The organism is Sphaerisporangium sp. NBC_01403, from assembly GCF_045040145.1.
GTDB lineage: Bacteria > Actinomycetota > Actinomycetes > Streptosporangiales > Streptosporangiaceae > Sphaerisporangium > Sphaerisporangium viridialbum.
Genome location: NZ_CP109534.1, coordinates 5174292 through 5186747, shown reverse-complemented (window position 1 = coordinate 5186747; position 12456 = coordinate 5174292). Strand labels below are relative to the sequence as shown.

At 69.4% G+C, this 12456-nt stretch carries 12 protein-coding genes; 1 reads left to right on the top strand and 11 read right to left on the bottom strand.

Features of this window, described 5'->3' with window-relative positions:
• Window positions 1-100: 100 nt before the first annotated feature.
• The 4 genes from OG589_RS23315 to OG589_RS23300 form a co-directional block, all read right to left on the bottom strand.
• Window positions 101-319, bottom strand: a complete 219-nt coding sequence (locus tag OG589_RS23315) for a hypothetical protein (protein WP_405139457.1) — start codon at window positions 317-319, stop codon at window positions 101-103.
• A 207-nt stretch (window positions 320-526) separates the two neighbouring features.
• Entirely contained in the window at window positions 527-1456 is a 930-nt protein-coding gene (locus OG589_RS23310) for a phosphotransferase family protein (RefSeq protein WP_405139456.1), read from the bottom strand.
• A 679-nt stretch (window positions 1457-2135) separates the two neighbouring features.
• Window positions 2136-2960, bottom strand: coding sequence for an aldo/keto reductase (locus tag OG589_RS23305; protein WP_405139454.1), 825 nt, complete (start codon window positions 2958-2960; stop codon window positions 2136-2138).
• 92 nt (window positions 2961-3052) lie between these two features.
• Window positions 3053-3847, bottom strand: coding sequence for an SDR family NAD(P)-dependent oxidoreductase (locus OG589_RS23300; RefSeq protein WP_405139452.1), 795 nt, complete (start codon window positions 3845-3847; stop codon window positions 3053-3055).
• Window positions 3848-4042: 195 nt separating this feature from the next.
• Here OG589_RS23300 and OG589_RS23295 point away from each other — a divergent pair, with 195 nt between their 5' ends.
• The gene (locus OG589_RS23295) at window positions 4043-4237 is read left to right on the top strand and encodes a hypothetical protein (protein WP_405139450.1); all 195 of its coding nucleotides are present in this window, start codon (window positions 4043-4045) and stop codon (window positions 4235-4237) included.
• A gap of 53 nt (window positions 4238-4290) precedes the next feature.
• Here the strand turns inward: OG589_RS23295 and OG589_RS23290 are convergent, their stop codons facing one another.
• The 7 genes from OG589_RS23290 to OG589_RS23260 all read right to left on the bottom strand — a co-directional run bounded on the left by OG589_RS23290 (window position 4291) and on the right by OG589_RS23260 (window position 12433).
• The gene (locus tag OG589_RS23290) at window positions 4291-4911 is read right to left on the bottom strand and encodes a GTP-binding protein (RefSeq protein WP_405139448.1); all 621 of its coding nucleotides are present in this window, start codon (window positions 4909-4911) and stop codon (window positions 4291-4293) included.
• Complete coding sequence (locus OG589_RS23285; protein WP_405139446.1) at window positions 4892-5281, bottom strand: DUF742 domain-containing protein; 390 nt, start codon at window positions 5279-5281, stop codon at window positions 4892-4894. The genes OG589_RS23290 and OG589_RS23285 overlap by 20 nt, the downstream gene beginning before the upstream one ends.
• Entirely contained in the window at window positions 5278-5706 is a 429-nt protein-coding gene (locus OG589_RS23280) for a roadblock/LC7 domain-containing protein (protein WP_405139444.1), read from the bottom strand. Before OG589_RS23280 ends, OG589_RS23285 begins: the two co-directional genes overlap by 4 nt.
• Before the next feature lie 90 nt (window positions 5707-5796).
• A complete protein-coding gene (locus OG589_RS23275; protein WP_405139442.1) occupies window positions 5797-8298 on the bottom strand; it encodes a nitrate- and nitrite sensing domain-containing protein in 2502 nt (833 codons plus the stop codon).
• 231 nt (window positions 8299-8529) lie between these two features.
• Window positions 8530-10185: a prenyltransferase/squalene oxidase repeat-containing protein gene (locus tag OG589_RS23270; protein WP_405139440.1), complete on the bottom strand. Its 1656-nt coding sequence runs from the start codon at window positions 10183-10185 to the stop codon at window positions 8530-8532.
• The gene (locus OG589_RS23265; protein ID WP_405139438.1) at window positions 10182-11063 is read right to left on the bottom strand and encodes a terpene synthase family protein; all 882 of its coding nucleotides are present in this window, start codon (window positions 11061-11063) and stop codon (window positions 10182-10184) included. The genes OG589_RS23270 and OG589_RS23265 overlap by 4 nt, the downstream gene beginning before the upstream one ends.
• On the bottom strand, window positions 11060-12433 hold the full coding sequence (locus OG589_RS23260; RefSeq protein WP_405139437.1) for a cytochrome P450: 1374 nt from the start codon (window positions 12431-12433) through the stop codon (window positions 11060-11062). Before OG589_RS23260 ends, OG589_RS23265 begins: the two co-directional genes overlap by 4 nt.
• Window positions 12434-12456 lie beyond the last annotated feature (23 nt).

Below are 12456 nucleotides of genomic sequence, written 5' to 3'. Positions count from 1 at the left end.
TGATCACACTGCCTGCGGCGTTGACGTACAGCCTCTGCCGCAACCTCATGCAGAGCATCCTTCGGATCAAACAATCCCAGCAGGATGCTGCTGTCGATGACTACCTGTCCCATTCGTCACGCAAATTCTGCAGGGCGGTCGCTTCCGCTAGGCCGGGGGCGGAGCCGATCAAATCGTCCAGGGCTGACCAGTCTCCCGGGTCGGCACGATGGTCCATGCTTTCCCCGAACTCGGGCGCGACGATGGCTGCCAGCCGACGACCATTTCGAGTCAGATAGATGACTTCGCCCCCCGCAGCGGCTGCTGCGAGGTCGTCCAAGTGCGCTGGGACCTCGGAGAGGGGTAGCTCGTACGCGTGATCGGGCACAAACCGATATTACAATGCGCGCATGGTTGATCGCATTGGGTCATCAAAACTGTGGTCACATGAGTCGACTACACCACCCCCTCCAGAGTGCTGAGTAGCGCTCGGTCCGCCAGGCGAGCGGATCCTACCCACAGAGGGCGGTATCGCCGGTGGGCGCGTCTACCTGAAGGTCCGGGTCAGGTGGGCCAGGGCGGAGTGCGTGTAGAGGGAAGCTCCGGTGGTCAAGCCGTACGCGAGGTCCTCCAGGAGCGAGCACCGGGCGTAGAAGGTGGCGCGCTCGCGGTCGGCGTCGTCGAAACGGGCGCCGTAGTGGGACAGCGTCAGGTCGAAGATCTCCGGGCCGAGGTCGCGGTAGATCAGCGCGAGGTCGCAGGCCGGATCGGTGATGGCCGCGTCGGTCCAGTCGATGACGCCCGTGATGGTGCTCGCCCGGACGTCCACCAGCAGGTGCTCGCCGCCGAGGTCGTTGTGGCAGAACGCTCCGGCAGGGGGCTCGGCCGGTGGCGTGCGGCCGAGGAAGTCCTCGACCAGGGGACGAGCCGCCGTCGGCACGTGCGGCACGATCTTCCGGTAGTCCCGTTCGGCGTCGTCTCTCCAGGAGGCCAGGGGAAAGGAGTCATGCGGGGCCAGTTTCTCCATCTCGGCCACGGGAGCCTGGTGCAGGCTGCTGAGGAACCCGCCCAGCGGGGCCGCCAGCCGCGCGGGCTCCGCGACCGGATGGCTGATCAGGGGAACGCCGGGGAGCCTGACGTACGCCAGGAATCCCGCGTCCATGTCGGCGAACACCGGTTCCGGGACCGGCAGAGGGGACAACCGGGCCACCACGGCGAGCAGCTCGGCCTCGCGCCGGATCGCTTCCGCCCGGGCGGCGGGGTCTGCCTCCTTGCTTCCCCGGACGATCAGGCTTCCTCCAGCGATCAGGCTTCCCCCGGCGATCAGGCTTCCCAGGGCGACCGGGCTTCCCGGGGTGATCGGCTCGTGGTCGACCTCGTAGGCGACGTTGTCCAATCCCTCGCCGAGCTTCGTGATGGATCGGACCTCGCGGCCGGGCAGGTGACGGGTCAGCAGCGCGCGAATCTCGTCGATCACACCCGCAGCCTAGCCACGGCGCACGTCCGGGGGGACGGCCCGGCTGGGTGGCGCCTGGCCCTGGGGGTGGCGCCGGGCCCGGGGTGGGTGGGGCGTTCGTACATCAGTTGAAGGTGGGGTGTACGGCGAGATGTGCGGCCGGTGACATGGTCAATAGCCCTCCCGTGATCCGCGTGCCGTGGTGACCCGTTGCTTCCCACCCAGACCATTGCCCACCCACAAACCGGAAGGCGAGGCCCCACCAGCCGGCGCGCGGCCCGGTCCACCTGGGGATCGCCGGCCAGGGAAGGGCCCAGGGCTGTCACCCCTGGATCGCCGGCCAGGGAAGGGCCCAGGGCTGTCACCCCTGGATCGCCGGCCAGGGAAGGGCCCAGGGCTGTCACCCCTGGATCGCCGGCCAAGGAAGGGCCCAGGGCTGTCACCCCTGGATCGCCGGCCAGGGAAGGGCCCAGGGCTGTCACCCCTGGATCGCCGGCTCGGGGAAGGTGCGGGTGGGCTGTAGCGGTGTTTCGGGGCCGGCGGGCTGGGTGGGTGGCACCGGCTCGCCACCCAGGTGGGTGCCGGGTGGGGCGAATTCTCTTTCCCGAACAGCCTGGCCGCGAAATCTCTCAAGCGGCGACCCCCCACGCGGCAGCGGCCCGCGGGAGGCGCCGGGCCGGGAGCCGCCTCCGCCCGTGCGTCAGTTGAAGGTGTCGGGGTTCGGGCCGGTGCGGGTGCCGTTGTCGAGGGGCTCGATGGCCGCCAGGTCGTCGTCGGTGAGGGTGAAGCCGAAGACGTCGAAGTTCTCCCGGATGCGCGAGGGGGTGACCGACTTCGGGATGACGACGTTCCCGAGCTGGAGGTGCCAGCGGAGGATCACCTGGGCGGGGGTCCTGCCGTGCCGTTCGGCGATGGAGGTGATCACCGGGTCCTTGAGCAGCGCGCCCTGTGCCAGCGGGCTCCAGGCCTCGGTGGCGATGCCGTGTTCGGCGTGGAAGGCGCGCAGCTCGGCTTGCTGCAGGTTGGGGTGGAGCTCGATCTGGTTGAGAACGGGCACGATCTCGGTCTCGTCCAGCAGCCGCCGCAGGTGGGCCGGGTGGAAGTTGGACACGCCGATGGCACGGACGCGGCCGTCGGCGTACAGCTTCTCGAAGGCGCGCCAGGTGTCCAGGTAGCGGTCCTTGGCCGGGGTGGGCCAGTGGATCAGGTAGAGGTCGATGTGGTCGAGCTGGAGTTTCGCGAGGCTGGCGTCGAAGGCGGCCAGGGTGGAGTCGTACCCCTGGGCGCTGTTCCACAGCTTGGTGGTGACGAAGACCTCCTCGCGCGGCAGGCCCGCCTTGGCGAGGGCGGTGCCGACGGCCTTCTCGTTGCCGTAGATGGCGGCCGTGTCGATGCTGCGGTAGCCGGTCTCAAGGGCGCTGGTGACGGCGGCGACGGTCTCCGGCTCGGGCACCTGGAAGACTCCGAAACCGAGCTGCGGGATCCGCACGTCGTTGTTCAGCGTGACGTTGGGCACGGGTGACATGGATATCGCCTAACTTGATCGCTTTGTGGTTCTTCGTACCGAACGGGCACCCGGAATGCTCTCCCCGGTCAGGGGTGGGGCAAACCGTGCGCTCAGGGAATCAGGGTGGGGATGACACCGCCGTCGACGCGCAGGGCGGCTCCCGTAGTCGCGGACGCCTGCTCGGAGCTGACGTACAGCACCAGGTCGGCGACCTCCTCCGGGCGGGCCAGCCGTCCGAGGAGCGAAGTCGGGCGCTCCTCGGCGATGAAGCGTCGTTCGGCCTCCTCGAAGGGCACGCCCGGGCCGACCCGATCGGCGATGAACTTCTCAACGCCCGGAGTGAGGGTGGGACCTGGGAGCACGGAGTTCACCGTGACGCCGGTGGCGGGCACGGCCTGCGCGATGCCCCGCGAGATCGCGAGCTGGGCCGTCTTGGTCATGCTGTAGTGCACCATCTCGGTCGAAGGATGGACCGCGGACTCGCTGCTGACGAACACCACCCGACCCCAGCCGCGCCCCACCATGCGGGGGGTGTGGTGACGGGCCAGGCGGACGCCGCTGAGGACGTTGACCTCGAAGTAGCGCAGCCACTCCTCGTCGGGGATCTCGAACACCGGCGTCGCGGCGAAGATGCCGGCGTTGTTGACCAGGATGTCCACGTCCGGCTCGGCGGCGATGAGCGCTTCGGCGCCCTCCTCGGTGCCGACGTCGGCGGCGACCGGGTGGACCTCGGGATTGCCGGTCTCCGCGCGGATGCGGGCGGCGGCCTCGTCCGTGCGCTTCTCGTCACGCCCGTTGACCACGACCCGGGCGCCCGCTCGTGCGAACGCGGTGGCGATGGCGTGGCCGATGCCGGAGGTGGATCCGGTGACGAGCGCGGTGCGGCCGGTCAGGTCGATGTGCATGCCCGAGCCTCCAGGCGGTTGCCAGGTCCTTGGGGGGTCGTCGTCAATAATTGCACACGCTTTCTATTGCAAACGCCGACCACTCGTGTGGACGCGGTAAAGCCTCAAATAGTGCGGTGCGCGACCGTGACCGTCCGATTACCATCCGCATCTACGAGTGTTTGCCAGCACCGGCTAGCTTGAAGGGATGAGTAGTTGAACATCCGGGTTCCCGACCAGATGCTCGACCAGATCAGGGCGCGTGCCGCCGATCGCAGGCAGACGGTGCAGGACTACGTCGCTTCCCTGATCAACCGCGGCATCGACACCGAGCGCGCCGCGGCGTCCGCGTTCATCGCGGAGGTTCTCGAACGGGACGGCCTCTGGCTCGATGAGCTGGAGTCGCGATGAGTGGGCATGGACGTGCGGGTCATGCTGATCCTGGCGGAGGGGATGCGCTGAGGTCAGCGGGTGGCGGGGGCCTGGGTGGGGAGGGGCTTGGCGGCGCGGGCCTCCATGGCGTGCTCGACCAGGGCGACCAGCACCCTCTTGCTCGAATCCTTCTGCCGCGCGTCGCACAGCACGACAGGGATGTTCGGGCCCAGGTCCAGCGCCATCCGGATCTCCTCGAGGTCGTAGCGCTTGGCGCCCTCGAAGCAGTTCACCGCGACGACGAACGGCGTGCCGCGCCGCTCGAAGTAGTCGACAGATGGGAAGCAGTCGGCCAGGCGGCGGGTGTCGGCGATCACCACGGCGCCCATCGCGCCCAGCGCCAGCTCGTCCCAGACGAACCAGAACCGCTCCTGGCCCGGGGTGCCGAACAGGTAGAGCACGTGGGCGTCGCCGATCGAGATGCGGCCGAAGTCCATCGCGACCGTGGTCGTCTTCTTGGCCTCCACGCCCGACAGGTCGTCCACGCCGACGCCCCGGTCGGTCAGCAGCTCCTCGGTGCGCAGCGGCCGGGTCTCTGACACCGAGCCGACCATGGTCGTCTTGCCGGCCCCGAACCCGCCCGCGATCAGGATCTTGATCGCGGTGGGCAGCTTCACCCGTCCGACGTCGCGGTTAGAGCGTCCGGAGTCCATTGAGCACCGCCTTGTAGGTTTCCAGATCGAGAACGTCCATCTCGCGCACGGGCTCCTGGATCGCGACGAAGCCCCGGTCGACGAGGTCGCCGAGCAGCACCCGGACGGTGCCGGCCGGCAGGTCCAGATGCGCGGCGATCTCGGCGACCGAAAGCGGCCGGTCGCAGAGCCTGACGATGGTGTGGTGCTCGGGCCCGATGCCGGGCTCCGCCGCGATCGCCGGGTTGATGGTCACCACGAGGGTGATCAGGTCGATCTGACCTCGGCTCGGCTGCGTGCGCCCGCGCGTCATCACGTACGGGCGGACGATGCGTCCGGCCTCGTCGTCGAGCCACTGTTCGTCAGCGGGGTCGTCGGAGAGGCTCGTCATAGGGCGCCCTCATTCCTTGGTGAAGGGTTCTCCGAGCGTGCGGGCGAGGTGAGGTACTGTCCGACCCGGGTAACCAGCATGGCCATCTCGTAGGCGACCAGGCCCACGTCGGCGTCGTGGGCGCACAGGACCGCCAGGCACGCGCCCTCGCCCGCCACCGTCACCACCAGGTACGCCGATTTCAGCGCGATGATGGTCTGGCGTACGGCTCCGCCGCCGAACCGCTCGCTGGCCCCCTGGGCGAGGCTCTGGATCCCCGCCGCCACGGCCGACAGGTGCTCGGCGTCGGCCTTGCCGAGACCTCGCGACGTGGCGAGGAGCAGGCCGTCGGTGGACAGGACGATCCCGTGCTCGGCTTCCCTCACCCGCGAGACCAGGTCGTCCAGCAACCAGGTCAGATCGGCGGGGGAACTGGTCCTTTGCATCACTCGCTGTCCTCTTTTACCGGCTCACACTGTTCACTGCGTCGTCTGATCGATCTTCACGGCCTACCTGCCAGGCGAAGATCCAAACCACTATTGGTAGCGCATCGGCTCGTCACCCGGATCCGGGTCGGGGTCGAGGCGGCGCGGCAGTCTCGCCGCCTCGGACCGTCCGCGTTCGGTGCCGCTCTGGAAGGAGCCCATCAGCCGCCGGAGATCCTCGGGGGAGAGTTCGTCGTCGTCCTCCGCCGTGGCGCTGGGGGCGGGGGGCGGCTCGCGGCGCAGCTCGGGCGCCAGGTGCGCCTGGGCGACGCGGCGAGGCAGGCCGGAGGGCGTGTAGTCCTCGGGCTCGGCGGCGGAGGCCTGCTCGAACAGGGACGCCCCCTGCTGCGCGGAGGCCTCCTGGTCGGCCCAAGCCTGGTCGGCCCAAGCCTGGTCGGCCGAAGGAGACCGCGGCGGCGAGGACGGCTCGCGCTCAGGCGCGGCCTCAGCCTGCCCGGGAACGGCCGGCGCGGGCTCGCTCCGCTCGTCGTCCTCCCACCTCGGGACCGCAGTCAGCAGGAACGGGCCGGCCTCACCGGGGCCGCCCGCCTGCACGGGGAACTCCCCGGTCGTGCGGTGCCTGCCCTGCCGCTCCTGTGCCGTGCCGGGGGGAAGCTGCCTGCCGGGCAGCGCGTCGGAATCGGTACCGAGATCCATGTCGGTGTCGACCTCGCCGTTGATCAACTCGCGGGGTATCAGGACGATGACGGTCGTGCCGCCGTAGGGGGACGCCTTGAGCGTGACCTGGATCTGGTGGCGCGAGGCCAGGCGGCTGACCACGTACAGGCCGAGCCGGGGCGTGCCGGTCAGCTTGAACTCGGGCGGGTCCGCGATCCGGTCGTTGGCCGAGGCCAGGTCTTCCGGAGTCATGCCGAGGCCGCGGTCCTCGATCTCGACGACGTAGCCCTTGGCCACCTCCTGGCCGCTGACGTGGACCGAGGCGTACGGCGGGGAGAAGGAGACCGCGTTCTCGATGAGCTCGGCGAGCAGGTGGATGACGTCGCCGATGGCGCGCCCTGCCAGCTCGGCCTCACCCATGGGCATCAGCGTCACCTGGGTGTAGTCCTCAACCTCGGCGAGCGCGCCCCGTACGACGTCGACCATGGGCACCGACCTGCGCCAGGCGCGGCCGGGGGAGGCGCCGGACAGGACGATGAGGTTCTCGGCGTTGCGCCGCATCCGGGTGGCCAGGTGGTCGACGCGGAACAGGTCGGCCAGCTCGCCCGGCTCGGTCTCCCGGCGCTCCATGGCGTCGAGGATGGTGAGCTGCCTGTGCACGAGCGACTGGGTGCGCCGCGCCAGGCTGAGCAGGATGCCCCGGTAGCTGCGCCGCAGCTCGGCCTGCTCGACCGCGACCCGGATGGCCGTCTCCTGCACGGTGTTGAAGGCCTGGCCCACCTGCCCGATCGCGTCGTTGCCGACCGCGAGCGGCGGTGCCTCCGCGGCCACGTCCACGTCGTCGCCCCGGCCGAGGCGCTCGACCACGCCGGGCAGCCGCCGGGCGGCGAGCTCAAGGGCGGCGGTCCGCAGCTCCTCCAGCCGCCGTATGAGGGCTCGGGCGGTGGTGATGGACAGGACGATGGACGCGATGACCGCCAGCAGGCCGAGGCCGCCGGCGAGCGCCAGCCGTACGACGACGCCGATGGCGATGGGCGTGGCACGCTGGACGAGCCACTGGCCTCCTTCGACCACTACCAGGGTCTGAAGCCGGTTCAAGACGAAATCGGCCGCCGACTTCCACTGCTCCGCGTCGACGGCCGCCAGATCCGTCCGCCCGCTGTGGACGAGCCGGTCCTCCAGGGTGCGCAGGCGGCGAAACTGCTCGCTGCTCATAAGCTGCTCGAAGGACTTACGCTCCGCGGACGGCAATTTCTCCAGGGCCTCGGACATGACGAATCGCTGGGCGCCCACGATAAGACCGAACTGTGCTCGGTCGGTTGCGAGGAAGCGTCCTGTGCCGAGAGCGCCGGCCGCGAATGCGTCCTCCTGGGCGAGGAGCTCGCGTGCTCGGGAGAACTCGATAAAGGTGCGGGTGTCTCTGGCGAACTCCTTGTCGTCCAGCGCGGCCATCGAGTCGTACATCGGGTAGAACGACTGGATGACATCGGTGTACGCCGTGGCGGCACGGCCGCGGTCGATCTGGCGCGCGTCGACCGTCTTGCGGCCGGCGTGCAGCGCCTGTAGTTTGGCGACCGTTTCGGCGATGCGCCGGTTCAGAGTGTCGCTCGCCGCCCGTCGTACGTCGCTTCCGGTGGCCAGTCGCTGGAATCTCAAGCTCGCGGCCTCGGTTCGGGCCCGCTGAGCATCCAAGCCGGTGCGCTGCTCGGTACCTGAACCGACGCCGCCAAGAAATAGGACGGTAAGCTTGCGCTCCCGCTGCAACTCAAGCAGTAGCGGTTCGCTGGGCCCGGAAACGCCTGAGGACAGTGTGGTGACCCAAAGGACGTTCAACCCCTCCTGGAGCGTCACCCATGCCGCGAACCCCCACAGGGCGACAAGGGACACCAGCAGGGCCGTGACCTTGGTCCGGATACGCGAATTGCGGAAGCGCATATCTCCATCCCTGGCGAAAATCGGGAAGCCCACATCACGGTTAACCGCGACTAGCGACTGTTAGGCAACTACGCGTTACTTAACGCTGCATTGTGGGATAGTGCGGCAGTTTGTCGCATCACATCGGAGAACCCTAGCATGGGTACGAAATGCCTTGACGACAAACCTCTGTCAATTTTGTAGTCATGTCTGGTTCGGCCAGACTTCATGACCTTTCCTCACATTTGTTCCCTAACGGCCCTGTCGCTGCGCGAGGTGCATCGCCCCGAGGATCGCCGCACGCACGATCGCCCCGGGAAAATACAGATCCTTGTCTATCCACATCGGTGGATCATCGGACCGCGCGGCCGACCGCAGGAGGTAGGCGTAGCCCTGCGTGATGACGTTGTCATGCACCGGTTCGTCGTGCGTCGTCTGGGTCAGCAACAGAGATTGCATCGCGTACGCGGTCTCCTCCGCGGTGCCGCGCCACAGGCCCCAGGACCCGTCCGCGCGCTGCGTCGAAAGCACCCAGCGCACCGCCCGGCGTACGGAGTCCCTGGAGGCCGGGCCGCCGAACTCGTCGAGCGCCAGCGCGCAACAGACCGTCGCATAGTAGGGCGAGACGTGCCAGCGGTCCGGCCAGCTCCCGTCGGGGTTCTGCCGCCCGCGCAGCCAGCCCGCGAGCCGGTCCATCGGCTCGCCGTACCGCGCCCGCGCGCCCGGACGGGCGCGCACGTACTGGCCGAAGGCGTCCAGCACGTGGGCGTTGACCGTGGTCGAGAAGCCCTGCTCGCCCTGCCACGTGCAGAAATGCGTGCCTGTGTGGTAGCCCAGCAGGCTGTCGGGCTCGCGTGGCGCGCCGAGCAGCGCAAGCGCGTACAGCGCGACCGAGGTGGTGTCCGCGTCCGCGGGCAGCCCCGGGCCCGCGGGCACGCCGCCGGGGCCGAGCCCCGCGCCCAGGCTCGCAACCAGATCCTCAGGGACGGTGACGGGGATCCCGGCGCGTACGAGCCAGCTCAGCACCCAGCCGCGCTCGAACGCGGTGATGGGCACGGCGCACGACACCGGCCCGCCGTGCTGCTCCGCCGCGGACTCCAGGTGCGCCCGCGCGGGGTGGCCCGGTTCCCGCGCTCCGAGGTCGCCGAGCCACGCGGCGGTGGCCGCAGGGGACGCTCCGACGGTGCCGGCCGCCGTCGGGCGGACGCCGGGAGCCTGGAACACCGCGTCGCCCGCGACCTCCAGGGCGTGCAGCAGCTTCTCGGGAAGCGGGGCGCCCGACCGCAGGCGCGACCGGATCATCTCCAGCCTGGCCCCGTCCACACCGGCGGGCAGGGGCAGAGGCGGCACCCCAGCCCACGTGCGCAGCCCGTCCACCGGTGCGTCCCGGAGGTCGTCCAGGTGCCGGTTGATCGACCTGATCAGCGAGGGGACGACGAGCTCGATCGCGGGCATGTCGGGAAGCGGGGAGCCGTAGTCCCGGCGTGACCAGCGGAACAGCGCGTGCAGTCCCTTCCCCGCGGCCTCGGCCGCGGGGGATGGGTCGCGGGTGCCCCGCGCCAGCTCGGCCAGCAGAGACTCGGTCGCGCTCAGGGTCGGGACCAGCGCGTAGTCGCTGTGCGCGCCCCAGCCGCCGCCCGGCCGCTGGGCCGCCACGAGGTACGCGAGCCGCTCGTCGTGCCCGGCGAGCCAGGGAGCCAGGGAGACCAGCCGCCCGGTCTCGTACACCGAGGGGGAGGCGTTGCCCCACGGCCGCGCCGCCAGCCCGGCCAGCAGCGCGCGGGCCTCGGCCGTCACGTCGACCGTGCCGGTGTCCGTGGTGTCCGTGGCGTCGGTCGTGGCGGCGAGGCTCGCCATGTGGCGCGTGAAGGCGCGGGCGGGCGCGGAGACGAAGTCGTGGACGCTCAAATCGTTCCCCAGTAATCGGCGAGTCGGTAGAAGCCCGCGCAGAAGTCCATCTGACGTTCCAGATAGCCGGCGATGTACGGGTGGCTCTCGTGCAGGGGGGCGATGAGCTTCCGGCTCCGCTCGGCCAGCAGGGAGACCCGCCGGTCGACCTCCTCGCGGCTTACGCCGAGCAGCAGGGCGTTGAGGTCGCCCCACTCCAGGTCCCTCTCGTACGTCCCGAGGTCGTTGAGCAGCCGGATCACCCGTTGCACCGCCCGGCCGGCCTCCCGGATCTGGTCGAGGTCGGCCGCCACGGCAGGTCCACCGGTGTGGATCAAATGCGAGGTGAACGCGAAGGAGAAGCCGAGGTTGTCGGCGTTGTGGAGGTACTCCTCCAGCGAGGGTGTGACGGGAGAGCCTCGCCACTCGCGCTCTGTCACCATCGCCTGCAGCATCCGCTGAAGTTCCTCGCGCCAGGCCGGGCCCAGAGCGGGAAACGTGGGAGCCGACCCCAGCTCCCGCCGGATGTCCCACAGGAAGCGGGTGAGGTCGTCACCGTCGCGGGGCTCCGCGCCGTCGGCCACGGCAAGGCACCCGCGCATGATGTCGTGCACCTCGCCGGCCGAGGTGGCCACGTAGTCGACCAGCCAGTCCAGGCCGAACGCCCACAGGCAGACCTTGTTGGCCATCCGCAGCTGCGCCGCGCTGAACCAGGGTCCACTGAACGCCATGGCCATGGACAGAGTGCTGGAGAGCGCGGCGTCGAACGGCTTCGCCGAGAACAGCTTCGGATAGGCGGCCATCCATTCCTGCATCTCGCGCTGCGATCGGCCCGCCACCGCGCAGATCATGCCGCACTCCGTGGCCGGGAGGCCGTATCCGGTGGGCTCCGCTGTCATCGCCGGCCCTCCCCGGCATGCTGGACCGGCGTCAGCCCTAACTCGATCTTCGGGTTGGGGCGTATCGACGCGGCGGGGGCGGGTTTGAATGGTCCGCGATTGCGCAGCACAGGCCGGAACCGGCTCAAGAGGGCTGCCAGAACCAGTGGCGCCTCAACGTGGAACAGGTGCTGGCCGAGGCACGCGTGCGGGCCGCCGCCGAACGGGAAGTAGGCATACCGGTGCCGGCGCTCGGGGCTGTCGGGTGAGAATCGTTCGGGGTCGAAGTGCAGCGGCCGCTCCCAGATCTCATCGAGCCGATGCGTCGCGTAAGGACTGATCAGCACCTGCGACCCGGCCTTGATGAGGAATCCGCCGACGTCGTCGGATCGGCGGGCCATCCGCGGGAGGATCCAGCCCGGCGGGTAAAGGCGCAGCAGCTCCTGCAGGACCATCTTCGTGTACCGCAGCTCCGGGACATGTGACGGAAGCGCCGGCCCGGCGCCGACGACCCGGTCGATCTCGGCGTACAGCCTGGCGGCCGGCTGCGGATTGGCGTCGAGCAGTGGCCACAACCAGGTGAGGGCCATCGCGGTCGTCTCGGAAGCGGCTCCGAAGACGCTGACGAGGTCATCGCGGATCTGCTGGTCGGTGATCTGCTCGCCGTTCCGGCCACGGGCGCGGCAGAGCGCGGAGATGACGTCGAAGCCGTCGTCAGGATGCTTTCGAGCCGACCGGATCAGCGGGAACACCACCTCGTCGATCTTCTTGACGGCGTTCATGAAGGCTCGGTCCCCTGGCACCCGGACGGAGTAGGGCAGGAACGGCATGAGTAGCCGGAAGCCGATCGAGGTGGCCGCTCTTTCAAAGGCGGGGGCCAGCCGTTCCCCGTCCTGGCGGGAGATCTTGTCCCCGAACAGGACCCTGATCACGGCCTGGTTCGTGATACGCCCGATCTCCTCGGCGGCGTCGATGGAGCGCCCCGTCCGCGCGTGCTCCTCCAGCTCGCCCACCTGCTCATCGATCGTCTTCGCCAACTCCTCGGCGATCGTGGCGATGTATCTCGCGGTGAACAGCGGCTGCAGGATCTTTCTGCTGGACTCCCAAGCCGGGCCCTCGTCGAGGATGCCGTTGCCGAGCAGGCGCTGCAGGGGCCGCCAGAACATCCCCTCGCGCACGTAGTTGGTGGAGTTTCCGCGCAGGACATGCTGCACGTGATCAGGATGAGTCACCAGATAGAGGCGGAACGCACCCGCCCGCAACAGCACGACGTCCCCGCGGGCCCGCCTTCCCAATTCCGCCAGCGCGTTGACGGGATCCCGTACGACGTCGGGCAGGATCCGGTGGATCGGGACAGCTGTTGCCTGTCGTGTGCCAGTAGCAACCGACATTGCGATGATCTCCAACCTCAAGC

Coding starts and splice junctions, on each gene's coding strand:
- OG589_RS23305 (WP_405139454.1), bottom strand. CDS start 2,960: ATGTCACCCGTGCCCAACGTCACGCTGAACAACGACGTGCGGATCCCG.
- OG589_RS23300 (WP_405139452.1), bottom strand. CDS start 3,847: ATGCACATCGACCTGACCGGCCGCACCGCGCTCGTCACCGGATCCACC.
- OG589_RS23290 (WP_405139448.1), bottom strand. CDS start 4,911: ATGGACTCCGGACGCTCTAACCGCGACGTCGGACGGGTGAAGCTGCCC.
- OG589_RS23285 (WP_405139446.1), bottom strand. CDS start 5,281: ATGACGAGCCTCTCCGACGACCCCGCTGACGAACAGTGGCTCGACGAC.
- OG589_RS23280 (WP_405139444.1), bottom strand. CDS start 5,706: ATGCAAAGGACCAGTTCCCCCGCCGATCTGACCTGGTTGCTGGACGAC.
- OG589_RS23275 (WP_405139442.1), bottom strand. CDS start 8,298: ATGCGCTTCCGCAATTCGCGTATCCGGACCAAGGTCACGGCCCTGCTG.
- OG589_RS23265 (WP_405139438.1), bottom strand. CDS start 11,063: ATGACAGCGGAGCCCACCGGATACGGCCTCCCGGCCACGGAGTGCGGC.
- OG589_RS23260 (WP_405139437.1), bottom strand. CDS start 12,433: ATGTCGGTTGCTACTGGCACACGACAGGCAACAGCTGTCCCGATCCAC.